Source organism: [Flexibacter] sp. ATCC 35208 (assembly GCF_001975825.1).
Classification (GTDB): domain Bacteria; phylum Bacteroidota; class Bacteroidia; order Chitinophagales; family Chitinophagaceae; genus Chitinophaga.
In genome coordinates this window covers 1-21905 of the sequence record NZ_MTKN01000019.1, presented here as the reverse complement: position 1 = coordinate 21905, position 21905 = coordinate 1, and the positions used below count along the sequence as shown (strand labels likewise).

The window sequence follows — 21905 nt, the reverse complement described above, 5'->3', positions numbered from 1 at the left end:
TTATGGATGCTATAATCGTCAACAACCTGCGTAAAGTGTACCAGGATAAAACAGCCGTGGATGATGTATCCTTTGCTGTAAAGAAAGGGGAGCTATTTGGCCTGATCGGCCCTGATGGCGCGGGCAAGACGAGTATCTTCCGGGTATTGACCACCTTGTTACTACCAGATGGAGGAAGTGCTACCGTAGATGGTTTTGATGTGGTCCGCGATTATAAAGCGATCCGCAAACGGGCGGGATATATGCCCGGGAAGTTTTCGCTGTACCAGGACCTGACCGTGGAAGAGAACCTGAATTTCTTTGCAACGGTGTTTAATACCACCATAGCCGAGAATTATGATTTGATAAAAGACATCTATGTACAGATCGAGCCTTTCAAAAAAAGGCGGGCAGGGAAACTCTCCGGTGGAATGAAACAAAAGCTGGCATTGTGCTGTGCGCTCATCCACCGGCCATCGGTGCTGTTTTTAGATGAGCCGACAACGGGTGTCGATCCCGTATCCAGAAAGGAATTCTGGGAGATGTTGCGGCAATTGAAAAAACAGGAGATCACCATCATTGTGTCTACACCTTATATGGATGAAGCAGATCTATGTGATAGAATTGCATTGATACAGGATGGAAAAATATTGTCTATTGATACCCCATCAGACATCGTGCATGCATTTGCAGACAAATTGTATGCAGTGAAAGCGGACCAGATGCACCCGTTGCTCAAAGCCCTGCAGGCATCTTCGCTTGTTAAAGACAGCTATGCATTTGGAGAATATGCGCATGTAATTTTTGAAGGCGATCTGCAACAGGAGCTAACTTCACAGGATTTGACAGGAATAGAGATAAAACCTACACCCGTGACTATTGAAGACTGTTTTATTAAACTATTGAAAGATGATCAAAACAGATAAACTAACCAAGCGCTTCGGCGATTTCATTGCAACAAATGAAATCACTTTTGAAGTAGCCAAAGGCGAGATCTTCGGATTCCTGGGCGCCAATGGTGCAGGCAAAACAACCGCTATGCGCATGCTCTGCGGACTGTCCACACCGAGTTCGGGCAGTGCGACCATCGCGGGTTTTGATGTCTATAAACAAACGGAACAGATCAAAAAGAACATCGGGTACATGAGCCAGAAGTTCTCCTTATATGAAGACCTGACGGTAACAGAGAATATCCGGTTCTTTGGTGGTATTTATGGTTTGAGCAATCAACAACTTAAAACCAAGAGTCAGCAACTGATCCATGACTTAGGCCTTGAAAAAGAAGCGAAGAAACTAGTGGGTTCCCTCCCACTCGGCTGGAAACAAAAACTATCATTTTCTATAGCTGTATTGCACGAACCGAAGATCGTATTCCTGGATGAACCAACTGGCGGCGTAGATCCTATTACCCGCAGACAATTCTGGAACCTGATCTATGATGCGGCAGACAGCGGCGTAACAGTATTCGTGACCACCCACTACATGGACGAAGCAGAATATTGTAACCGTATTTCTATTATGGTGGATGGTCGTATTAAAGCGTTGGACACACCCCATAACCTGAAGAATACATACCATGCTTCCAGCATGGATGAAGTCTTTTACGCACTGGCCCGCAGTGCAAAACGTAGCGAATGATATGAAACAGTTGTATACCTTTATCAGGAAAGAATTTGCACATGTACTGAGAGACAGGAAGACCCTTCTGATCCTCTTTGGCTTGCCGATCGTGCAGATCCTGATCTTTGGCTTTGCCCTGACGAATGAAGTCCGGAATGCGAAGATTGTGATCTATGATCAGGCACAGGATGTGGCTTCGCAACAACTGATCAGTAAAATTGAAGCCAGCCGTTATTTCGATATTGCCTATGCGGTGATGGATCGTTCGGGTATTGATGCTGCTTTCAAAAAGGGCGATATCAGACTGGCAGTGATCTTCCCACAGGGATTTAATAATGACCTGTTGCATACACACCATGCGCAGATCCAGATCATTGCTGATGGGGCTGGCCCGAATACAGCCACAACGCTGACCAGTTATATTACGTCGATCATACAGGATTATATGGCGGCACAGGAGCCTTTCCAGATAAGTCCTCAGATCAGGTATTTGTATAACCCGCAATTGAAAGGTGCGCCGAACTTTGTACCGGGGGTCATGTCGCTCGTACTGATGCTGGTATGTGTGATGATGACGGCAGTGTCGATTGTGCGCGAGAAGGAAACAGGTACGATGGAAGTACTGCTGGTATCGCCTTTTAGTCCACTGATGGTGATTATATCCAAGGCCATTCCGTACCTCCTGCTGTCATTGATCAACGTAACCACCATTTTACTCCTCAGCACCTTTGTGCTAAAATTACCCATCAATGGCAGTATACCATTATTGTTTGCAGAAAGCACCTTATTTATAATTACCTGTCTGACGCTGGGGATCTTCATCTCAGTAAAAACAAGTTCGCAGCAGGTAGCGATGCTGATCTCACTGATGGGTATGATGCTGCCTACGATCCTCTTTAGCGGGTTTATGTTCCCCGTAGAGAACATGCCACTCCCCTTGCAGTTGATTAGCAATATCGTGCCTTCTAAGTGGTATTATAATATTGTGAAGGCGATTATGATCAAGGGGCTGGGATTCTCTGCCGTGTGGAAAGAAACACTGATACTGGCAGGTATTACAGTGGTTTTATTATTCGTGAGCTTTAAAAGTTTCAAAATCAGGTTATCATGAGAACGATCCGGTTTTTATTACAAAAAGAATTCAGGCAGATCTTTCGTAACCGTTCTATCCTTGTGATGGTGCTGGTGATGCCGGTGATGCAGTTGTTTATCCTGCCTCTGGCCGCGAATTATGAGGTAAAGAATATTAACCTGGCGATCATTGACAATGACCATTCTTCATATTCGCAGAAACTGATCAGCAAGATCACCGCTTCAGGATATTTCAAATTAACGGGGTATGTATTTTCTTATAAAGAAGCCCTGCATTTGATTGAAAAAGATAAAGCAGATCTGTTGCTGGAGATACCGCATAACTTTGAGAAAAATCTGGTCAGGGAGAACCGTGAGCAGTTGTTTGTAGCGGTCAACGCCATCAATGGCACCAAAGCCAGTCTGGGCGGCGTATACCTGAATAGTGTGATCAGGGATGAAAATAATGACATCCGGCTACAGCTGGTAGAACCTGCGCGTTTTCAATCACAGCCCATGGTGGAAATCGTTTCGTCTAACTGGTTCAACCCACACCTGGATTATCATTTATTTATGGTACCTGGAATACTGGCTATACTGGTCACAATGATCGGTGGTTTCCTCACGGCATTGAATATTGTAAAGGAAAAAGAAGTAGGTACCATAGAGCAGATCAATGTAACACCTATTAAGAAACATCATTTTATACTGGGAAAGCTGATTCCATTCTGGGTATTGGGCAATGTCGTATTCACACTGGGTTTGATTGTAGCAAGGGTAGCATATGGAATAGTACCATTGGGAAATATCTTTTTACTCTATGGTTTTATCTGGGTATACCTGTTGGCAGTATTAGGTTTTGGCCTGCTGGTATCAACGTATTGTGACACGCAACAGCAGGCGATGTTCATTATGTTCTTCTTTGTAATGATCTTTATTTTGATGGGTGGTTTGTTCACTTCTATTGATAGTATGCCAGACTGGGCACAGGTGGTGACAAAGTTCAACCCGGTGAGTTACCTGATAGAAGTGATGCGTATGATCGTATTGAAAGGCAGTGGTATCCGCGATGTGCTGCCTAAACTGGGTGTGATATTGATCTTTGCTTTTGTATTGAATACGTGGGCGGTATTGAATTATAGAAAGACTAATTAAAAGGATCAGAAAAGCGTGGATCTGTGATAAGGTTGGGGGCCATTAAGATATAACAGCCCCGTTATATAGCAAAATTTCTTTCATTCTTTACAAATGCAGTGACGAATTTCCACCATTAACCATTATCACTTGTCACCGTAATTTTTCCTTTGTCTGAAATGGTGAATGCTTTATGTACTTCCGTCTTTTTATTTTCTGCACCATAATAATACTGAACTACCTGGATGGTCGTGTCATTTACCACCTGGTAATTGCCTCTGGAATAGTTACTATCCCTATTACTGCCCCTGTTATCGCAAATGATCTGACTATCGGTGAGCGTACTGGTAGTGGTATCAACAATATACATTTTGTATGTACCAATTTGATGATGAACAAACACTGCACAATACTTTCCTGATTTACGTACTTCCAACCCGGTGAAATTCATATCCGGAGCGGTTGTATCTTCTTTCAGGTAATGATGTACCTGGCTATTGGATAAGGGTAACTTTGCAACGACACTATCCCGGAAGGCGGCACCGGTGTCGTGAGGTCCAAATGGTTTACAGGCAGCTAACAGTAATAATAAAGGGTAAAATTGACGAGGTTTCATGTTATTGGTTATTATGTGTCTCAGTGATTTTTCCTGTGCTTGAAATGGTAAATGTAGTACGGACTAACTGTTCCGGTTGCTTACTTCCCTCCGGAGCAAAATCTTTTTCAACAATCTCGATGGTGGAATCATTGACGAATTCATAATCACAGCTGCTACCACCATAACCTCCGTCTGCATCAGAATTATAACCAATAATAGAATGATCTAACAGGGTATAAGAAGCGCTGTCTAATGTATACAATTTATACGACCCATATTCAAAGTTAATGATCATTAAATACATGTTTCCCAATCGCCGCAGCTCATGCCCTACCAGCGGTTTGTAAGGTCCGGTGGTATCATCCTTCAGATAAAAGGATCGCTGCCTATTGGTCAGTTCCATCTGTTCTGCCACACTATCTCTGAAATTATCAAATACCCTGTTGTCAGCCTCAAAATCATGATTGACCCGGGGCATTGTTACGGAATCGGAATTGACCGTATCTTTTACTACATCTTCTTTCACCTGCGGCCCTTGTGAATGGCAGGCTGTCAGCAAAATTAATAAAGGATAAAAACGACTTAGTCTCATAGGTTTATTTCAAATCTTTTTAATTCTGCCAGTACAGCATCCCGCTGCTCCCATTTATCAAATGCTTCTTTTTTGATGTAAGTGAAATTCAATGCATACGCGGGAGAGTTTTCATCGGAGGTTACTAATCCAAATCCAAAGATCTCCTCCCCTGGCCAAATAGGCTCCTCTGTTAACTTACAAACAAAGGGCATAGGCACTTTGGTAAATTGAATCGCCTTTTCTGCCAATGGGTGGGTTAGCAGACAACTTTTGTGAAATACTTTATCATTAAAAAAATCCAGTGGTTCCTTCCTGTTGCTCACAAATGGAGGGAACAAATATGCCTCTGCAGCAATAATCACCTTGCCACAGATCGGACATTTGGATTTGCCTTCGAGAAATATCGCCATCAGAATTCATTTATAGTGATCACTTCCGCCTGAAAGGGGAATACTTTTTCAACCAATACATCATGCAATGCAGGATCCCGGTCAGTACAACAAGCAGCCAGCACTGTGATACGATAATCCTTATCCGCCGCTTCGCGCAGGGTAGATAATACGACCCCACTGCTAGCCACCCCTGTAAGGATCAGGTGCTGTATCCCCTGCGCTCTCAATACCACTTCCAGGTCACTTCCTGTAAAAGCGCTGATCCGGCGTTTGATAACAATAATTTCATTTTCCAAAGGCGCAATAGCAGCATCTATCGCCATCTATCGCCATCGCTTCGCTCTGGCCACCGCCAGCGCCGCCGGAACGGGTTTTGCTGGCGCCAAATACTTTATTATTCATACTGATCTCAGGCATACCAGGACGAAAACCTACTACGACATAGATGACCGGAATATTTATACTGCGCGCGATGCTGATCGCTTTACTGACATTAGTGATGGCATTGTTATAATCGGGTAACTGGCGAATGACAGCATTTTGCACGTCCATTACTAACAGGGCGTTCATTATGTCTTAGATTTTTCGAACCTAAATTTATAATATTTCCTTAAACCTACCCGGTAGATTATTATTTATCTTTGTGACATGAAATATAGCACACCGGTTCAGAAGAGAGATCAGCCAGACGATTCGTATAAATTTCAGCCTTTGCCTGCCCCAACAGGGCCTTTCCCTTACCAACTTGATATAGCGCAGGTGATTCCGGACATCAATACACAGAAGATGACTTTTCACCTTGCAGGTGATACAGGTAGTATCAGAAGCACTGATTTTCAGCGGAAAGTGATTACAGCCATGCAGGCGCAATTTGAACAGGACAATCCTCCACAATTTTTATTTCACCTGGGCGATGTGGTATATAACCATGGTGAAGCCAGTCAATACTACAGGCAATTCTTTGGTCCGTTTCAAAACTATCCGGCACCGATATTTGCTATAGCAGGTAACCATGACAGTGATGTGAATCCGGCGGCGCCACCTTATCATAGCCTGGAGCCTTTTGTGAAAGTGTTTTGTGATACGGCACCGAACACCGTACCATTCAGCAATGATATAGCGCGGAAAAGCATGATACAGCCAAATGTCTACTGGACACTCAAAACGCCTTTGGCGAACATCATCGGCATGCATAGCAATGTGCCAAAATTCGGTATTGTTACACCTGAACAACAGGAGTGGCTGAAAGCCGAACTACGTAGTGCAGATGCAGAGCGGCCGGGCAAAGCCCTTGTTCTTTGTATTCACCATGCACCTTATTCTGCAGATATTAATCACGGATCCAGTATTCCCATGATCACTTTGCTGGAAGGGATCTTTGAAGAGACAGGTGTGCGTCCGGACATAGTGTTTAGCGGGCACGTACATAATTACCAGCGATTGGTGAAAAAATATAATAGTGGACGTTCTGTTTGCTTTGTAGTAGCCGGTGGTGGCGGGTATGATGAATTACATCCGATAGCAGAATTGTCTGATACAAGATTTACGAATAAGCTGGATCTTTTTGAAGGTGTTACCCTGGAAAATTATTGCGATCAGCTGCATGGATTTCTACGGTTTAGTATAGAGAAGACAGGGGTGCAGCTGGTAATGAAAGGAGATTATTATTCAGTTGCGGATGATGGAGTTGTTACAATGGAAGATCAGTTTGAAATAAAGCTTTGACCCATACGGGCCAAAGCTTTTATTGCTGAAAGGCTATTTATTTCTAAAAGGCGAAGCCGGTAACCCCTCCTGATTGTACAAATTTACCACCGGTACATTACTCCATCCATACCGCACCCATGTAGGATGCAGCACATGCTCGCTTGACAAGGTTATCTTATTCCCATGAATAACCGCCTCCGCAGGATAATAGCCCTCTCCATTGCTGATCTCAAAACCCGTCAGCTTTCCTCCCTTTGCCACCAATCCTTTTCCTGCATGAGAAAAACTAACCGTTATCTCATCTTTCCCCTGACTGAATTTCTCAAACACAGGTCCGCTATACTCCCCTTTTACACCATATACCACGCCACCTGCGGCAATGGCCAGCCGTTCTCCTACAGGTTGTTTATGAGGGGGATGAATATCGGCGGAGTCTCCGCAGTCAGTGGTCACTATCAAAGCTGTTTTCCTGACATTTTTAACCACCAAAAACTGCGCTTCTCTGATCTCAGGCCTCATACCCTTGTGCGGGGCAATCTGGACAATTAAAAAAGGTAATTCGGGCTGTTTAAATTCCATCCTCCAATTCCTGATCAGGGTCGTTAATATTTCCGGGTATTGCTCCGCACGGTCACTATTTGACTCCCCCTGGTACCAGGCCACTCCCTTGATGGCATAAGGCAGCAATGGGTAGATCATACCATTAAACAAACCTCCCATGCATTGTCCCTGTGGTTTCCAACCGGCACTGGCGATGGTCTTTGCATAATTTCCAATCATCTCTTTCAGTTTCGGATTGGCTTCCAGCGCGGCCACACTGGTCCAGTCTTCTGCCGGTGTACCGCCAAAGGCAGAGAAAATAATCCCTACCGGCACCTGCATTTTTGCATAGAGATTCTTTGCAAAGAAATATCCTACAGCCGTGAAGTCACTCACCGTCTGCGGACTACATACCGTCCAGTGATTATTGACATCCGGGATCGTTTCTTTCGAATACTTCAGGGGTACATAATACTCCCTGATCAGGGGATAATTAGCGGCATCCCGCTCCTGCTCCCAGTTATAGATCGGCTGCTGTGGCGGGCGTGGACCCAGCTGGCGTTCCATATTTGACTGGCCGCTGCACAACCATACTTCGCCGACCAGCACATCCTGGATGTGAACAGTATCAATGCCACTGTAAATCGTCATTTCCTGACCTGATGAAACATAAGGCAATGGCTGCAAACTCACCATCCATTTGCCTTGTAACGTCTTTGCAGAAACGGACTGACCATTGAACTGCACCGTAACCAGTGCCCCTTCATCTGCCGTACCCCATACAGGAACAGCGACTCCTTTTTGCAGCACCATATGATCAGTGAACAGGCTAACGGGTTTTAAGGTAGCATAGGCATTTGAAAAACAGGCTACAAACACCAGTGGAATTATTAAAGACCTAAACATTGTAAATTCATTTAGACAGGGAATTTATATAATTTGCGATCATGTACGAAGTATTTCTCAGCAAAGTCAATGAAAAAGTGGCCCTCACCTCGCAGGAAGAAGCAGAAATAGTAGCACATCTAACCCTTAAAACCCTGCGGAAACGCCAGTTTTTCCTACAGGAAGGAGACATTTGCCGCTATATTGCCCTGGTCGAAAAAGGTACACTCAGGACTTATGTGACGGATCTGGAGGGTCATGAGCATATTACGGCTTTTGCGCTGGAAGGATGGTCACTGGGAGATCTGTGTAGTTTTCTCAGGGAAGAACCTGCTACCCAAAACATTGAGGCGCTGGAAGATTGTGAGTTATGCCTTATCAGCCGCCCTGCCCACGAAGAACTGCTACTGAAAATGCCGAAGTATGAGACGTATAACCGTATACTCATGACAGAGGCATACATCGCCCTGCAAAAAAGAACCCGGGATATGATCAGTCTTTCGCCGGATGAGCAGTACAAAGCCTTTGTAAATGTATACCCCAATATTGTACAACGAGTGCCGCAACATATGATCGCTTCTTATCTGGGATTGACCCCCGAAACCCTCAGTCGCATCAAAAGCCGTATTTCCCAGCATAAATGATTTTTAGCATCCCTGATGGCCATTCATCTTCTTCATAAAAAGCCGTATTTCCCAGCATAAGTAATTTTTAGCATCCCTGATGGCCATTCACCTGCTGTATCAAAAGCCGTATTTCCCAGCATAAGTAATTTTTAGCACCCCTGATGGCTATTCACTTTCTGCATAAAAAGTTCGATTTCCCAGCATAAGTAATTTCTTGATCCAAATCATTGGGACCAACCTCCTTCATGTGGTACTTTTGTATAACATGAAACGCAATCAATTCATTAAATCGATATTAACAGGAGTATTTGGTATGACAACGCTATCAGCATTCAGGAACTTTACTGATTCATTACAGGAAGACGACCATCTGATGCCCGTTTTATTCATCGGACATGGTTCTCCTATGAACGGTATTGAAGACACTGAATTTAGCAGAAGATGGACACAGATGGGCAAGGAAATTCCAACTCCCAAAGCCGTATTGGTGATCTCCGCCCACTGGTATACCCAGGGTACGAAGATCACTGCCATGGAGCATCCTAAAACCATCCACGATTTTGGCGGGTTTCCGAAGGAACTCTTCGCCGTGCAATATCCGGCTCCCGGTAGTCCGGACCTCGCCAGAGAAACGGCTTCCCTGATTCACGCTTCCCTCGATCACGACTGGGGGCTGGATCACGGTACCTGGACGGTGGTAAGACATATGTATCCAGAGGCAAACATCCCGGTGCTGCAATTGAGTATAGACTATTCCAAAGGTCCGCAATATCATTACGACCTGGCGAAAGAACTGTATGCCCTGCGCAGGAAAGGCGTACTGATCATCGGCAGCGGCAACCTGGTGCACAACCTGAGAATGGTGGCATGGGATCGCCTTGATGATAAGGAATATGGGTATGACTGGGCACTGGATATCAATAACCAGTTCAAACACCTCATCAGCAGCCGTGAACACAAGCCGCTGATCAACTATACACAACTGGGTAAAGGCGCTTTGCTGGCAATTCCTACACCGGATCACTATCTCCCATTGATGTATACACTGGGACTGGAATCTAATAAGGATAATATCTCATTCTTTAACGATAAAGCGGTAGGTGGTTCGCTGACCATGACTTCCGTGAAATTCGGTTAATATGCCTTTGTATTACTATCTGGTTGCCCTTTTGCCATTTTTAAAACAAGTGAACAGCATGGAATATTTGATTCATGAGCCAACAGTAAAGACAGAAAAAAAGAAAGCGTTAATTCTCATGCATGGTGTGGGGAGTAATGATAAGGACCTGTTTAGTCTGGTCGATTATTTACCAAAGGATTATTATGTGATTTGTCCGCAAGGACATTTTGCAATGGGTGGTGGCAGATATGCATGGTATAATGTAGACTTCTCTACAGGTAAGCCAGTGTATAATGTACAGCAGGAAAAGGAAAGCAGGGAGCTGATCAGGCAGTTTGTGGGAGAGATGAAGGCAAAGTACCATTTGGATGAAGTGTATTTAGGTGGTTTTAGCCAGGGGGGTATTATGAGTTATACGGTAGGGTTGAGTGATCCTAAGCTGGTAAAGGGGATTATTATTTTAAGTAGCAGGATACTGGAAGAAGTAAAGCCCGTTTTGGTGAAACAGGCACCTGAATTGCAGGTGTTTGTATCGCATGGTACGGCCGATGGTACGTTGGGGATCCATTATGCAAGAGAGGCCAAGGAGTTTTTGGAAGGGATGCATGTGCAACTGAGCTATCATGAGTATGGAATGGGCCACCAGATCAATCAGCAGGTGTTGGAGGATTTGAATAAGTGGCTGGCAGCGCAGCAATAAGTTGGCAGGGAATTATAGGATTCGAATAAATGGCTGGCAGTACAGCAATAAGTCGACAGGGAATTATAAGCCTCCATAACTGGCGTTATCGAAAGTGAATGCCGCCCGGATGGATCTGCAGGTTTCCCGGTATTTGAACGACTATTTGCATTTCTGGATTTTTTTTTGTCACTTAGAGAGATAGAACGCTCAAAGTGACCATTCAGAAAATATTCCTCTCCGCCCATTTCATGGTGCTGCTAGGGTTGGTAGTCTTCACCTTCCTGCCTTTTTATACCCTTTCACATACATTTCCCATCGAGGTCTGGTTCAAACAGCTCTCTTTGTTCCTCTATTGGACAGGCGCCTATTTTCTGGTAATTAAGGTCTTGCTACCGAAATTATTATACCGGAATAAAGGCGCCTTGTTTGCTTTGGTACTATTGGCCGTACTCTTTGGGGCATCTATATTAAATAACCGGTTCGATAATGCCATCCGCTTTACAGAAGTCGTAGAAAAGAACCTTCCCGCCAGCAACGCCGGCAATACCTCTCCTACAGGCGATATGGGGGCCGTGTTGATGACAATTTTGGTCTGCGGCATTGGCGTGATCATCGTCATTACCCAAAAGATCCAGCAGGACCAGCTCCAAAAGATCAGTAGCGAGCTTGCCTTTCTGAAAACACAGATTAACCCGCACTTCTTCTTTAATGTCTTACACACTATTTACGGACTAACAGACCAAGATACAGCGAAAGCGAAAGATTCTATCTATACGCTTTCTCATATGATGCGGTATGTATTGTACCATAGTGAAAATACAACACTGGAAAAAGAGCTGGAATTTGTAGAAAGTTATAATAAGCTGATGCGATTGCGGGTACCACCTGATGTACAGATTATCTTTGAAAAACCCGCTTTTATTGAGGACGTGCCCATAGCGCCGATGATCATTCTCCCTTTTATAGAAAATGCTTATAAGCATGGGATCAGTAGTATATACCCCAGCTTTATCTTTATGAGCGTCGCCCATACCCACAATCTAATAGAAATAGAAGTCCGCAATTCCTCGTTCGGTTCCGGAGGGGGCGAACTGGAAGAAAGCAACGGTATCGGACTAACCAATACACGCCGCCGCCTCAACCTGCTATATCCAGGTCGGCATACCCTGGTCGTAGACGATAATAAAGCGAACAAAGAATTCAGCATACACTTAAAACTGGCCATCGCATGATACTCAACTGCATCGCGGTAGATGATGAACCAATAGCATTGGATATAATTACGCAATATATTGCCATGACACCTTCATTGCAACTAGCGGCCAAATGCAACAGCGCAGTGGAAGCTATGAAAGTATTGCATTCACAACCAGACATTCAATTGATCTTCCTCGACATCCGCATGGCAGACCTTAGTGGTATGGACATGGCAAAGATCATTGCACAATCAGAGCAGCGGCGGAATACCCGCGTGATCTTTACAACCGCCTTTGACAAATATGCATTGGAGAGTTACAAAGTAGCCGCACTGGATTATCTCGTAAAGCCATTTAGTTATACCGATTTTTCAAGAGCGGTGACAAAAGCATTGGAGTATTTTGGAATGGGAGTAGCTGCCCCTGTCGTTGTAAGTGAAAAACAGCATATCTATTTCAAAGTGGAATACCAGCTGGTAAAAGTACTATTGGATGACATCCTTTACATTGAAGGATTAAAAGACTATGTAAAAGTTTACCTTGATAATGAAGACAAACAACTCATGACCCTGACCAGTCTCAAAGCACTGGAAGACAAGCTCCCTCCTGCCCGGTTCCTGCGCCTTCACCGGTCATATATCATTAACCTTGATAAAGTACGGGCTACTACCAAAACTTCGGTGCAGATCCATCAACTGACCATCCCCATTACAGAACAATATAAGGTCGTATTCCAGGATTTTCTGAGTAAGTGGGTATAACCCCTATCTATTTTTAATCCCTTCCTATCGGTTCCCGACCTTGTCGTATCGAACCTGCTTTTTTAGACCATTGCTCCTTACTTTCTTTGGGGCATGATCAGAAATGCTATCCTTATATTTTGTTTACTTGTTGGGCGACCTACAACAGCACAGGTCAGATGGGATCTGGCTACCTGTATTGCATTTGCCCAAAAGAACAATATACAGGTCAATACCCAGCGGTACAATCAGCAAACAGCACAGCAGAACTATTACCTGTCCAAATCGGCCCAATTACCCAGTTTGTCCGGCTCCGCTACACAGTATTTCCAGAAGCACCTCAATATTGGATCATATACTTTGAATACGGCACTCACCCTTTATGAAGGTGGCTACCTGCAAAAAGACATACGGCAGAAACAACTTTCCCTCGAAGCAGCGAATCAAAATGTAATGGCTACTGAGAATGATATCACTCTAAATATTATTCAATACTACCTCACTATATTATTGGATAAGGAAACCGCAGTATACCAGCAAAATGTAGTGAATACCTCAAAGGCACAACTGGAACAGGGAGAGCAAAAGCTTGCTGTGGGAAGCGTGGCGCGAAAAAATGTCACCCAACTCAGATCGCAGTTAGCCAATGATGAATATAGCCTGATCTCTGCGGAAAATACCATCAAACAGGACCTGCTGTCACTAAAACAATTATTACAATTACCCACAGAAGTTCAGTTTGAAATTGCTACACCAGATACGATCATTTCAAAAAGTGAAGTTCCTTCACTGGCAGCGGTACAGGAGTATGCTTTAAATAACCGTCCGGAAGTAAAAGAAAACCAGTTACAAATACAGGTGGCGCAGTTGGGGCTTGCTAAAGCAAAGGCGGGTTATTATCCTACACTGAGTGTGAGCGGCACGATTGGGAGTAGTTATTTCAATGATATTTCCGGGTTAGGAAATGGTTTTTATAAGCAGGCAGGCATTTCATTATCAGTTCCCATCTTTTCTAAAAGACAAAACAAGACCAATATAGAAAATGCAAAGATCAACATTGGTCAGGCACAGATCAATCTGAATGATACAAAGACAACACTGGCCGCTAATATTGAAAAATACTACCTGAATGCGATCAATGCACAAAGCCAGTTTACAGCAGCAGAACAGGCTTTTAAATACAATGAAGAGGTGTATAATATTGCTAATCAGGAACTGGCATTAGGCGTGTCTAATATGGTAGAATACCTGCAGCAAAAGGAATTGTATGTACAGGCCCTGCAACAGTTTATACAGGCGAAATACAATGCAGCACTGACGATAAAAGTTTACGAATTCTTTTATAATCAACAATGAAATACAACGCTGCATTGGCAATCAAAATTTACGAATTCTATTATAATTAACAATGAAAAAGAACCTTACAATAGCATCTATCCTTATTGCAGCAATTGCCTGTACGGCATTGCTCATTACCCATAAACCTGCCCGTATCGTGCTCCCGGTAGAGCTGGCAACTTATGGCAGGATCGCCCAGTCAGTTACCGCTACCGGCACCATCGCACCTCTGGATACAGTATCTGTAGGCACACAGGTATCAGGTATTATCAGCATGATCAATGCAGATTTTAACTCTGTAGTACACAAAGGTCAGTTGCTCGCGCAACTGGATAAATCATTACTACAGGCTACAGTAGATCAGAATATGGCAGCGTTGGCCACACAGCAGAGTACACTGGCTTATAATAAAAGTAATTTCCATAGACAGGAGATCCTGTACAACACCGGTTCTATCAGTAAGGCAGATTACGACATCGCATTAAACAACTACAATGCAGCAGTGGCGGGAGTTGCCAATGCAGAAGCCACATTACGGTCAGCGCAAAAGAACCTTTCTTATGGAGATATTCTGGCACCTATTGACGGTGTGGTGCTTAGCCGAAATGTGAGCATTGGTCAGACTGTAGCCTCCTCATTTACAACACCTACTTTGTTTGTGTTGGCAAAGGACATTAAGCAAATGCAGGTGCAGGCAGATGTAGACGAGGCAGATATCGGCGATATTCAAAAGGGAGAACGGGTGTCGTTTACAGTGGATGCTTATGTTGATGATGTATTTAAAGGAACCATTTCGGATGTGAGGTTACAGCCAAAGGTGAGTTCGAATGTGGTGACTTATACGACTATCATTTATGCGCCTAATGATGAGTTGAAATTGAAACCGGGGATGACAGCAAATATTACTATTTATACAAAAGAAGTACCGCGTGCTTTATTAATAAGCTCAAAAGCTCTCAACTATTACCCCGATTCACTGACGACTACCCAATACAAATTAAGACCACAGGTACATAAAGACAAGTCCCGCTACGTATGGATCAAGCGAGGTGATTCACTGATCGAAACGATGGTTCAGACGGGGCTGGATGATAATACACATGTAGAGGTGATAGCAGGTATCAGTCCGAAAGATTCAATTATTACAAAATGAGAACAATATTAAACCTACAGGAGATAAAACGTGAATTTCAAATGGGCACAGAAATAGTGAGAGCGTTGAAAGGCGTGTCATTTACCGTACAGGAAGGAGAATTCGTGACCATCATGGGGAGTAGCGGTTCTGGCAAAACAACGTTATTGAATACATTGGGGTGCCTTGACAAACCCAGTTCAGGTGATTATTTGCTGGATGAAGTAAATATTGCTTCACTCAATCGCAATGAACTGGCCAGACTCAGAAATGAAAAGATAGGGTTTGTATTTCAGGCGTATAACCTGCTGCCACGTACATCTGCATTGGAGAATGTAGAGCTGCCTTTGTTTTATAATAAAAAGATCACGCCTACGGAAAGAAAAGAACGGGCAATTGCGGCATTGGAGGCGGTAAAACTAGGCAACCGGCTACATCATATGCCCAGTGAACTATCCGGCGGGCAACAGCAGCGGGTAGCAATAGCAAGGGCATTGGTGAATGAACCAGTAATGATATTGGCGGATGAAGCGACGGGGAACCTGGATTCAAGGACTTCTTATGAGATCATGTCATTGATGCAGGAATTGAATCAGGTGCAGAAGAAGACAATTGTATTTGTGACACATGAGCCGGATATAGCAGGGTTTAGTAGCAGGACGATTGTTTTAAAAGATGGGAAAGTAATGAAGGATACGGCAAATTTATTGGTACAAAATGCAAGGAAAGTGTTGGCGGCATTGCCGGTAAGCGAAGACTATTAGGAGCTTTCAGGTAAAATCCTCAATCGCATTTTTCCTGTGACGGAAGGCTATCAGCATTTCAAAGTACTCATTCGTTTTTCCAGTAATTTAAAACTATCAGCATTTCAAAGTGCTTTTACGTTTTAACTGAAACTGAAAATTATTAGCATTTCAGGATATCATTCGTTTTTCCTGTAACCGAAGATGATTAGCATTTCTAGTTCTTATACGTTTTACCCGTAACTGAAAACTATTACCATTTCTAGTTCTCATATGTTTTACCCTGTAACCGAAAACTATTAAATCCTCCCATCATGCTCAAACTCGCTCTCAAAGCATTGCAGCGCAATAAGCTCCGTTCCCTCCTCACCATGCTCGGCGTCATCATCGGCGTAGCAGCTGTGATCACCATCGGTGCACTCGGCGAAGCTTCCAAGATTAACATTCACCATTCCCTCTCCTCTCTTGGCTCTCATCTTATCATCATACTTCCCAACAGCTCCGATGCCGGCGGTGCCCGTCTGCAGGGCGCTAACATCGCTAACCTTACCATCAAAGACATCGAAACCATCCAACAGGAAGCCACCCTCATCACCGGTATCTCTCCCGATGTACAGTCCCGCGGCCAGGCCATCAATGGCTCTCTCAACTGGCCCACAACTGTAGAGGGTGTGAATGAACAATTCCTTGCTATCAAAAATATGCATATCAGGGATGGTATTCCTTTTTCAGAAAGGGATGTGCGTACCTATGCAAAGGTGTGTCTCCTTGGTCAGACGGTCGTAGACAACATCTTCCCCAAAGGCACGAACCCCATCGGCAAAACTATCCGCTTTAATAAAATACCATTTAAAGTGATTGGCATCATTGCTAAAAAAGGTCAGAACACCCTCGGCCAGGATCAGGATGATATGATCATTGCGCCCTATACCACCGTACAAAAGAGGATCACTGCTACGAATTATTTCGGGAGCATCTTCGCCTCCGCTAAATCAGAAGCCCTTTCCTTTCCTGCTTCTGCCGAGTTATCGAATATTCTCCGCTCCGCACACCCTCTTGGCAGAAATGCAGAGAATGACTTCGTGATCAAAACACAGGCAGAACTGATTCAAACTGTCGGCAATGTCACCGGGTTATTAACTATTTTACTGACAGCTATCGCAGGCATCTCACTACTCATAGGCGGTATCGGCATTATGAACATCATGTACGTCTCCGTCACCGAGCGCACCCGTGAGATAGGCCTGCGCATGAGCATCGGTGCCAGAGGGATTGACATCCTTCAGCAGTTTTTAATGGAGGCGGTACTCATCAGTCTCGCAGGTGGCATTATCGGTATATTAATAGGAGAAGGGCTATCTTTATTAGTGGTCCATATATTAGGCTGGCCACCCGTTGTCAGTCAGACATCCATTTTATTATCCTTTACGGTCTGTTCTTTCATAGGCATCTTCTTTGGCTACTACCCTGCTCAAAAGGCATCCCGCTTAGATCCTATCGAAGCACTCCGGTATGAATAAAGAAGAGGGTGTATCCAAGTTAGATACACCGTCTTCTTTCTGAAAATGGTTTTCATGAAGGTTTTAATTCAGATATCTAATGGAGCCAGATTCCAATTTATGCGACTCTCAGGAGTTTCATTTTTTTAAGATACACCCTCTTCATTTATTCTCTGACATCTATTTCCTCACCGAAATAATACTTTGCAACACCACCGACGCCATTACTAATATCAGCCCTACATAAAAAGAAAAATTCACATCCTTCCCTTCTCCAAAAAACAAAAAGGCCATAATAATTGCGTAAACCGGCTCCAGGTTAAAACTCAGGTTGACTGTAAATGCAGGAATCTTTTTCAATACCTCCGCAAACATTACATATAACCCAACGGTACAGAACAGCGATAACAGCAACAGATATATCGTATCCTTCATACCCGGTATTAAACTAACCGCAGGATAAAAATGCAGGTACAGCGGCAATAACAGACCTAGTCCAATCGTGCCTCCTAACATCTGGTAATAATTTATCACCTTGCTATCATAATGGTGTACCAACCGCTCATTGTACACCGTATACAATGCCCCAAACGCTGATGAGATCACCCCTAAGATAATTCCCGCATGATACGATCGGTCAAAATGGAAGATCAGTCCGATACCTAATAATGTCAGCATGCTCATTAAGAGCTCCGACACGGCAAACCTCTTTTTATTTATTAAAGGAGAAAAGATCGCGGTAAAGAAACTGGTCAGACAAAAGCAAACCACCCCAATGGAAATATTGGAATATTTGATACTGGCATAAAAGAGCACCCAGTGTAACGTAATCAATAACCCGACTTTGGCGAGGTTAAACTTTTCCCTGTGCGCAAGACGGTTGTCAATTTTAAACAGCCTGAGTATAAAAAATAACCAGATGAAGGAGAAAAATAGTCTATACCATACAAGCAATCCTTCGTTGAGAGAGATGAGCTTACCGAACACACCGGTAAAGCCAGCGAGTATTACAGCCAGGTGTAATACAACATATGATTTTTTCATGAATAAGTTATCTGTTTAGCTTGCTCTGTAGAGCAGCTATTATATTAATAATGTAAATACCTATTGGAATACACTATAATACAGGAGGTGGCAGATAACTTACGTAATGCATATGCTTGATTTATTCAGATAAAAATAATTATAAAAGATTAAAAACAAAATAGTTGTCAATAAAACAGTAAACAGCTTGAACTGCCTAAAGAGCTTAAATAGCCTGAACTGTTTATACAGCCATCCCTGTTGTTCCACTGGCATCCATCCTCACGGGCGGGTTTTGCATCTTTATCAACCGGATCGCAAAACCGACTCCTATCACTGCCATACAAGCGCCTACTACCACCGGATAAGTAAATCCATATCCCATCACAATCGGCAATCCACCCAGGAACGCGCCCAGGGAATTCCCAATATTAAAGGCCGCCTGTATCAGTGCAGCCCCCAACATCTCTGAGTCGCCAGATGTATTGATCATCAATATCTGTATCGGTGCAGCAATCATCATAGACAATGCCCCCGTCATGAAAGTCAGGAATAATGATATGAACTGGTACCCTGAAAAGTAATGGATCGCCAGCAAGTTCACGGCCATACACAACAAGAGACCGGCACAGGTATATACCGGCTGAAAACGATCGGCCAGTTTACCGCCGATCAGGTTCCCTACGATCATCCCAAAACCAGCCAATACCATAATCCAGGATACACTATCAGGTGAGAAACGGGATACTTCCGTCATTAACGGAGAAATATAACTGATCCAGGCAAACATACCGCCGGTGCCTACAGCAGTGATCGCAATCACCAGCCATGCCTGTGGGTTCTTCACTATTTCCATTTCCTTTTTGGGATCGGCGTTTTCATTTGCCGGCAAGGCAGGTAACCACAATTTGATAGCTACCAGCGTGATCAAACCAATTACTGCTACCAGTCCAAATGTATACCTCCACAGCAGGTGGTGGCCTATCCATGTCCCTATCGGCACCATCACCAGGTTGGCAATCGTCAGTCCGGAGAACATCACCGCAATCGCCTGGGCCTGCTTGCCTTTATCTGCCAGTCTGCTGGCTACTACTGAACCTACACCAAAGAAAGCCCCATGTGGTAAGCCCGCAAAAAACCTTGCCATGAGTAGTGTGACAGGGCTGGGTGAGAATGCAGACAAAGCATTGAACACAGTGAAAATCAGCATTAATGCAAGTAAAATCTTCTTGGGAGGGTGCTTTACACTTAGCATGACCAGCAAGGGTGCTCCTACAACAACGCCTAATGCATAGGCTGAAATGAGGTGGCCCGCTTCAGGGATTGTGATGTGCAGGTCACTGGCAATATCCTGCAAAAGCCCCATCATTACAAATTCAGTTGTTCCTATTCCTAAACCGCCCAGCAGTAAGGGCAATAAACTCTTTTTCATATGGTTGGCGACGCAATAAAAGACGATCAGGGTACAAAATTAGTAGTTTTTTTGTCTTGAGGGTATATATTTTATTTATAGGTATATTGCGTGATTATACGAATTCGTTTACTAACTATTCCTTTGAAAAAATCAATCTAATGTCTTTCAACTACGATACAGAAGCAAAAAAGCTGGCACCGATTTTTGACTTTATCATAGATGCTATTGAAAAGTTTCCTCCTGAAGGCTGGACTCCCCAGAACATTAGCCAGACACTAAAATTCAACCGGGAAATGAAAGAGGATATCTTACAACCTGCTGCTGAATTCAGAAATGAAAAGAGTTTAAAAATCACGAAACGGAATATTCTGAATATGTTTCAGGAAGGTACGGGGAAATATGTCGAGTATTTTTGGGAGCAGGTGGAGAAAAATGGGATGTCGGAAGAGGTGGTGAGGGTTAATCCAATTGAGAGTATTTTGAAGAAAGGGAAGATATCGAATGCGGGGGAGTTGGAGATTGCACAGGCTTATTTGAAGGGTGGAAAGGTGGATGTGTTGTTGAGTGAATATATTGAGAAATTTGAACAAAAGAAGAAGGGACGGAAGGCTTAGGCTTTCGTCCCTTCTTTCAAAATAGATTATTGTTCTACAATCATTTGTATACCTTCTGAATGGTTAAACAATCACCTAAGAAAAATATTATTAACGGATCATTACCTATCCCATTTAACCATGTAATTTTTTACATTCAGTATATGATTCCACTTCCACAAATTAAATTTCAAATCCCCATCTACCATGATTTTATAACAAATCGTACATTGCTCTAAACTTCTATGAAAACTCACACTCTCTTCATAATTATTAAATTGCAAAAATATCTCTCTTCCTTTCATTTTAGCTAGTTTAGAATGGACCACATGATACTGCGCCACATCACAAGCATAGGCCATATAATGACATTCCAGATGTACGTCCCTTTAAACAGGGAAATTACTGTTGCATAACAGTATTATGAGAAGTAGAAAACAGAGGAAGACCAGCATCCATTTTAAGAATCTTTTCATTAGAAATAAATCAGCAGGTAATCACTTAGGAGCCACCTCTTGCAGCTCCCAGTGAAATACCCTTGTATATTAATGTACCCATTAATACGAATCCAAAAAATAGATAACCCCTACAAATACAACAACAATAGCATACATTCATGCTAACAAGAGTATTAATCTTCTCAATTGTAACATCATGTTACGAACAAACAAATGTCTTTCTCAGCAGGATCGATCTTTAAATGTAGCACCCACCAATCATATATCAATACTACTAATGTGTCATTATTTGAATATCTACTAATCCGGGGATATTCAGGATGCATTAACACTATTTAACTATGTATTTTAAACCATCTGGCACGATACTGGCCTTATAACAATAGTTACTCACCAAAAAAGTAAGGTTATGAAAGCGAAAATTGTTTTAATCCTGATGATTCTTTTTACCGGTGTTACCATGCAGGTATCTGCTCAACACCGTCATAGAGAAAAAGCAGTGGTGGTAAAGAACGTGCCCGGACATCCAAGAGTAGTGGCTTATCAGGGAGTTAATTATCATTATACAAGTGGCAGGTATTACCGCCCCGTAAATGGAGGATATCAAAGATTAGCTGCACCGCCTGCAGGCATGGCAGTAGATTTTATACCAAGAGGTTATAAAACGCGGGTACACAGAGGCGTTAGGTATTATCATAGAGGAAATGTGTACTACAGAGAAGTAAGACCTCACTCTTACGTTGTGACCGAGAGACCTTGGTAAAACTCGATACCTTGGTAAAAAATAACCGGCCCTCTGAAAATGGGCCGGTTATTTTATTATAGAATTACCCATTTAGCT

The 21905-nt window shown here is 43.3% G+C and carries 24 protein-coding genes; 16 read left to right on the top strand and 8 right to left on the bottom strand.

From position 1 onward, the window contains the following. Positions 1 to 2 precede the first annotated feature (2 nt). The 4 genes from BW716_RS13730 to BW716_RS13715 are packed head-to-tail and all read left to right on the top strand — an operon-like array spanning position 3 to position 3825. Positions 3 to 905 (top strand): ABC transporter ATP-binding protein, encoded by a 903-nt coding sequence (locus tag BW716_RS13730; RefSeq protein WP_083723140.1) that lies wholly within the window; start codon positions 3 to 5, stop codon positions 903 to 905. Then, the gene (locus tag BW716_RS13725; RefSeq protein WP_083723139.1) at positions 889 to 1617 is read left to right on the top strand and encodes an ABC transporter ATP-binding protein; all 729 of its coding nucleotides are present in this window, start codon (positions 889 to 891) and stop codon (positions 1615 to 1617) included. The genes BW716_RS13730 and BW716_RS13725 overlap by 17 nt, the downstream gene beginning before the upstream one ends. Before the next feature lies 1 nt (position 1618). Then, positions 1619 to 2710, top strand: a complete 1092-nt coding sequence (locus BW716_RS13720; RefSeq protein WP_083723138.1) for an ABC transporter permease — start codon at positions 1619 to 1621, stop codon at positions 2708 to 2710. Then, positions 2707 to 3825, top strand: a complete 1119-nt coding sequence (locus BW716_RS13715; RefSeq protein WP_083723137.1) for an ABC transporter permease — start codon at positions 2707 to 2709, stop codon at positions 3823 to 3825. The genes BW716_RS13720 and BW716_RS13715 overlap by 4 nt, the downstream gene beginning before the upstream one ends. A 115-nt stretch (positions 3826 to 3940) precedes the next feature. Here BW716_RS13715 and BW716_RS13710 read toward each other — a convergent pair whose 3' ends face one another. Genes BW716_RS13710 through BW716_RS38450 form a run of 5 tightly spaced genes read right to left on the bottom strand, consistent with a single transcriptional unit; the run spans position 3941 to position 5938 of the window. Then, positions 3941 to 4420 (bottom strand): hypothetical protein, encoded by a 480-nt coding sequence (locus BW716_RS13710; RefSeq protein ID WP_083723136.1) that lies wholly within the window; start codon positions 4418 to 4420, stop codon positions 3941 to 3943. Between the two features lies 1 nt (position 4421). Further along, positions 4422 to 4994, bottom strand: a complete 573-nt coding sequence (locus BW716_RS13705) for a hypothetical protein (RefSeq protein WP_083723135.1) — start codon at positions 4992 to 4994, stop codon at positions 4422 to 4424. Further along, positions 4991 to 5386, bottom strand: coding sequence for a hypothetical protein (locus BW716_RS13700; protein ID WP_083723134.1), 396 nt, complete (start codon positions 5384 to 5386; stop codon positions 4991 to 4993). Before BW716_RS13700 ends, BW716_RS13705 begins: the two co-directional genes overlap by 4 nt. Continuing rightward, positions 5386 to 5691, bottom strand: a complete 306-nt coding sequence (locus tag BW716_RS38455) for a cysteine hydrolase family protein (RefSeq protein ID WP_220388757.1) — start codon at positions 5689 to 5691, stop codon at positions 5386 to 5388. Before BW716_RS38455 ends, BW716_RS13700 begins: the two co-directional genes overlap by 1 nt. After that, positions 5654 to 5938, bottom strand: a complete 285-nt coding sequence (locus BW716_RS38450; RefSeq protein WP_220388756.1) for an isochorismatase family protein — start codon at positions 5936 to 5938, stop codon at positions 5654 to 5656. The genes BW716_RS38455 and BW716_RS38450 overlap by 38 nt, the downstream gene beginning before the upstream one ends. Before the next feature lie 78 nt (positions 5939 to 6016). Between BW716_RS38450 and BW716_RS13690 the strand changes: the two genes are divergently transcribed. Next, complete coding sequence (locus BW716_RS13690; protein ID WP_083723133.1) at positions 6017 to 7093, top strand: metallophosphoesterase; 1077 nt, start codon at positions 6017 to 6019, stop codon at positions 7091 to 7093. Positions 7094 to 7126: 33 nt separating this feature from the next. Here the strand turns inward: BW716_RS13690 and BW716_RS13685 are convergent, their stop codons facing one another. Beyond that, a complete protein-coding gene (locus BW716_RS13685; RefSeq protein ID WP_083723132.1) occupies positions 7127 to 8521 on the bottom strand; it encodes a sialate O-acetylesterase in 1395 nt (464 codons plus the stop codon). A gap of 41 nt (positions 8522 to 8562) precedes the next feature. Here BW716_RS13685 and BW716_RS13680 point away from each other — a divergent pair, with 41 nt between their 5' ends. From BW716_RS13680 to BW716_RS13640, 9 genes are all read left to right on the top strand, one after another. Beyond that, the gene (locus BW716_RS13680) at positions 8563 to 9144 is read left to right on the top strand and encodes a Crp/Fnr family transcriptional regulator (RefSeq protein ID WP_083723131.1); all 582 of its coding nucleotides are present in this window, start codon (positions 8563 to 8565) and stop codon (positions 9142 to 9144) included. A 247-nt stretch (positions 9145 to 9391) separates the two neighbouring features. Continuing rightward, a complete protein-coding gene (gene ygiD / locus BW716_RS13675; RefSeq protein ID WP_235643686.1) occupies positions 9392 to 10264 on the top strand; it encodes a 4,5-DOPA dioxygenase extradiol in 873 nt (290 codons plus the stop codon). 58 nt (positions 10265 to 10322) lie between these two features. After that, complete coding sequence (locus BW716_RS13670) at positions 10323 to 10946, top strand: alpha/beta hydrolase (protein WP_083723130.1); 624 nt, start codon at positions 10323 to 10325, stop codon at positions 10944 to 10946. Between the two features lie 194 nt (positions 10947 to 11140). Further along, positions 11141 to 12160 carry a sensor histidine kinase gene (locus BW716_RS13665; protein ID WP_083723129.1) on the top strand — a complete coding sequence of 340 codons (1020 nt, stop codon included), beginning with the start codon at positions 11141 to 11143 and terminating at the stop codon, positions 12158 to 12160. Beyond that, positions 12157 to 12885 (top strand): LytTR family DNA-binding domain-containing protein, encoded by a 729-nt coding sequence (locus BW716_RS13660; protein ID WP_083723128.1) that lies wholly within the window; start codon positions 12157 to 12159, stop codon positions 12883 to 12885. Before BW716_RS13665 ends, BW716_RS13660 begins: the two co-directional genes overlap by 4 nt. Positions 12886 to 12978: 93 nt before the next feature. Further along, the gene (locus BW716_RS13655; protein WP_083723127.1) at positions 12979 to 14220 is read left to right on the top strand and encodes a TolC family protein; all 1242 of its coding nucleotides are present in this window, start codon (positions 12979 to 12981) and stop codon (positions 14218 to 14220) included. Between the two features lie 52 nt (positions 14221 to 14272). Beyond that, positions 14273 to 15355, top strand: a complete 1083-nt coding sequence (locus BW716_RS13650) for an efflux RND transporter periplasmic adaptor subunit (protein ID WP_083723126.1) — start codon at positions 14273 to 14275, stop codon at positions 15353 to 15355. Continuing rightward, positions 15352 to 16098, top strand: coding sequence for an ABC transporter ATP-binding protein (locus BW716_RS13645; protein WP_083723125.1), 747 nt, complete (start codon positions 15352 to 15354; stop codon positions 16096 to 16098). The genes BW716_RS13650 and BW716_RS13645 overlap by 4 nt, the downstream gene beginning before the upstream one ends. A gap of 293 nt (positions 16099 to 16391) precedes the next feature. Then, positions 16392 to 17597, top strand: a complete 1206-nt coding sequence (locus BW716_RS13640; protein WP_083723124.1) for an ABC transporter permease — start codon at positions 16392 to 16394, stop codon at positions 17595 to 17597. A 159-nt stretch (positions 17598 to 17756) separates the two neighbouring features. On the opposite strand, the gene BW716_RS13635 is transcribed toward BW716_RS13640, so the two are convergent. Further along, positions 17757 to 18620 carry a DMT family transporter gene (locus BW716_RS13635; RefSeq protein WP_083723123.1) on the bottom strand — a complete coding sequence of 288 codons (864 nt, stop codon included), beginning with the start codon at positions 18618 to 18620 and terminating at the stop codon, positions 17757 to 17759. 223 nt (positions 18621 to 18843) lie between these two features. Continuing rightward, the gene (locus BW716_RS13630) at positions 18844 to 20031 is read right to left on the bottom strand and encodes an MFS transporter (RefSeq protein WP_083723122.1); all 1188 of its coding nucleotides are present in this window, start codon (positions 20029 to 20031) and stop codon (positions 18844 to 18846) included. A gap of 140 nt (positions 20032 to 20171) precedes the next feature. On the opposite strand from BW716_RS13630, the gene BW716_RS13625 reads away from it, so the two are divergent. Next, complete coding sequence (locus tag BW716_RS13625) at positions 20172 to 20627, top strand: hypothetical protein (protein WP_083723121.1); 456 nt, start codon at positions 20172 to 20174, stop codon at positions 20625 to 20627. 846 nt (positions 20628 to 21473) lie between these two features. After that, positions 21474 to 21827: a DUF6515 family protein gene (locus BW716_RS13615; protein WP_083723119.1), complete on the top strand. Its 354-nt coding sequence runs from the start codon at positions 21474 to 21476 to the stop codon at positions 21825 to 21827. Positions 21828 to 21905 lie beyond the last annotated feature (78 nt).

What these genes read in the sequence shown, in the direction of transcription:
- BW716_RS13730 (WP_083723140.1), top strand. Translation starts at nt 3, where the DNA reads ATGGATGCTATAATCGTCAACAACCTGCGTAAAGTGTACCAGGATAAA.
- BW716_RS13725 (WP_083723139.1), top strand. Translation starts at nt 889, where the DNA reads ATGATCAAAACAGATAAACTAACCAAGCGCTTCGGCGATTTCATTGCA.
- BW716_RS13720 (WP_083723138.1), top strand. Translation starts at nt 1,619, where the DNA reads ATGAAACAGTTGTATACCTTTATCAGGAAAGAATTTGCACATGTACTG.
- BW716_RS13715 (WP_083723137.1), top strand. Translation starts at nt 2,707, where the DNA reads ATGAGAACGATCCGGTTTTTATTACAAAAAGAATTCAGGCAGATCTTT.
- BW716_RS13710 (WP_083723136.1), bottom strand. Translation starts at nt 4,420, where the DNA reads ATGAAACCTCGTCAATTTTACCCTTTATTATTACTGTTAGCTGCCTGT.
- BW716_RS13705 (WP_083723135.1), bottom strand. Translation starts at nt 4,994, where the DNA reads ATGAGACTAAGTCGTTTTTATCCTTTATTAATTTTGCTGACAGCCTGC.
- BW716_RS13700 (WP_083723134.1), bottom strand. Translation starts at nt 5,386, where the DNA reads ATGGCGATATTTCTCGAAGGCAAATCCAAATGTCCGATCTGTGGCAAG.
- BW716_RS38455 (WP_220388757.1), bottom strand. Translation starts at nt 5,691, where the DNA reads ATGGCGATAGATGCTGCTATTGCGCCTTTGGAAAATGAAATTATTGTT.
- BW716_RS38450 (WP_220388756.1), bottom strand. Translation starts at nt 5,938, where the DNA reads ATGAACGCCCTGTTAGTAATGGACGTGCAAAATGCTGTCATTCGCCAG.
- BW716_RS13690 (WP_083723133.1), top strand. Translation starts at nt 6,017, where the DNA reads ATGAAATATAGCACACCGGTTCAGAAGAGAGATCAGCCAGACGATTCG.
- BW716_RS13685 (WP_083723132.1), bottom strand. Translation starts at nt 8,521, where the DNA reads ATGTTTAGGTCTTTAATAATTCCACTGGTGTTTGTAGCCTGTTTTTCA.
- BW716_RS13680 (WP_083723131.1), top strand. Translation starts at nt 8,563, where the DNA reads ATGTACGAAGTATTTCTCAGCAAAGTCAATGAAAAAGTGGCCCTCACC.
- ygiD (WP_235643686.1), top strand. Translation starts at nt 9,392, where the DNA reads ATGAAACGCAATCAATTCATTAAATCGATATTAACAGGAGTATTTGGT.
- BW716_RS13670 (WP_083723130.1), top strand. Translation starts at nt 10,323, where the DNA reads ATGGAATATTTGATTCATGAGCCAACAGTAAAGACAGAAAAAAAGAAA.
- BW716_RS13660 (WP_083723128.1), top strand. Translation starts at nt 12,157, where the DNA reads ATGATACTCAACTGCATCGCGGTAGATGATGAACCAATAGCATTGGAT.
- BW716_RS13655 (WP_083723127.1), top strand. Translation starts at nt 12,979, where the DNA reads ATGATCAGAAATGCTATCCTTATATTTTGTTTACTTGTTGGGCGACCT.
- BW716_RS13650 (WP_083723126.1), top strand. Translation starts at nt 14,273, where the DNA reads ATGAAAAAGAACCTTACAATAGCATCTATCCTTATTGCAGCAATTGCC.
- BW716_RS13645 (WP_083723125.1), top strand. Translation starts at nt 15,352, where the DNA reads ATGAGAACAATATTAAACCTACAGGAGATAAAACGTGAATTTCAAATG.
- BW716_RS13640 (WP_083723124.1), top strand. Translation starts at nt 16,392, where the DNA reads ATGCTCAAACTCGCTCTCAAAGCATTGCAGCGCAATAAGCTCCGTTCC.
- BW716_RS13635 (WP_083723123.1), bottom strand. Translation starts at nt 18,620, where the DNA reads ATGAAAAAATCATATGTTGTATTACACCTGGCTGTAATACTCGCTGGC.
- BW716_RS13630 (WP_083723122.1), bottom strand. Translation starts at nt 20,031, where the DNA reads ATGAAAAAGAGTTTATTGCCCTTACTGCTGGGCGGTTTAGGAATAGGA.
- BW716_RS13625 (WP_083723121.1), top strand. Translation starts at nt 20,172, where the DNA reads ATGTCTTTCAACTACGATACAGAAGCAAAAAAGCTGGCACCGATTTTT.
- BW716_RS13615 (WP_083723119.1), top strand. Translation starts at nt 21,474, where the DNA reads ATGAAAGCGAAAATTGTTTTAATCCTGATGATTCTTTTTACCGGTGTT.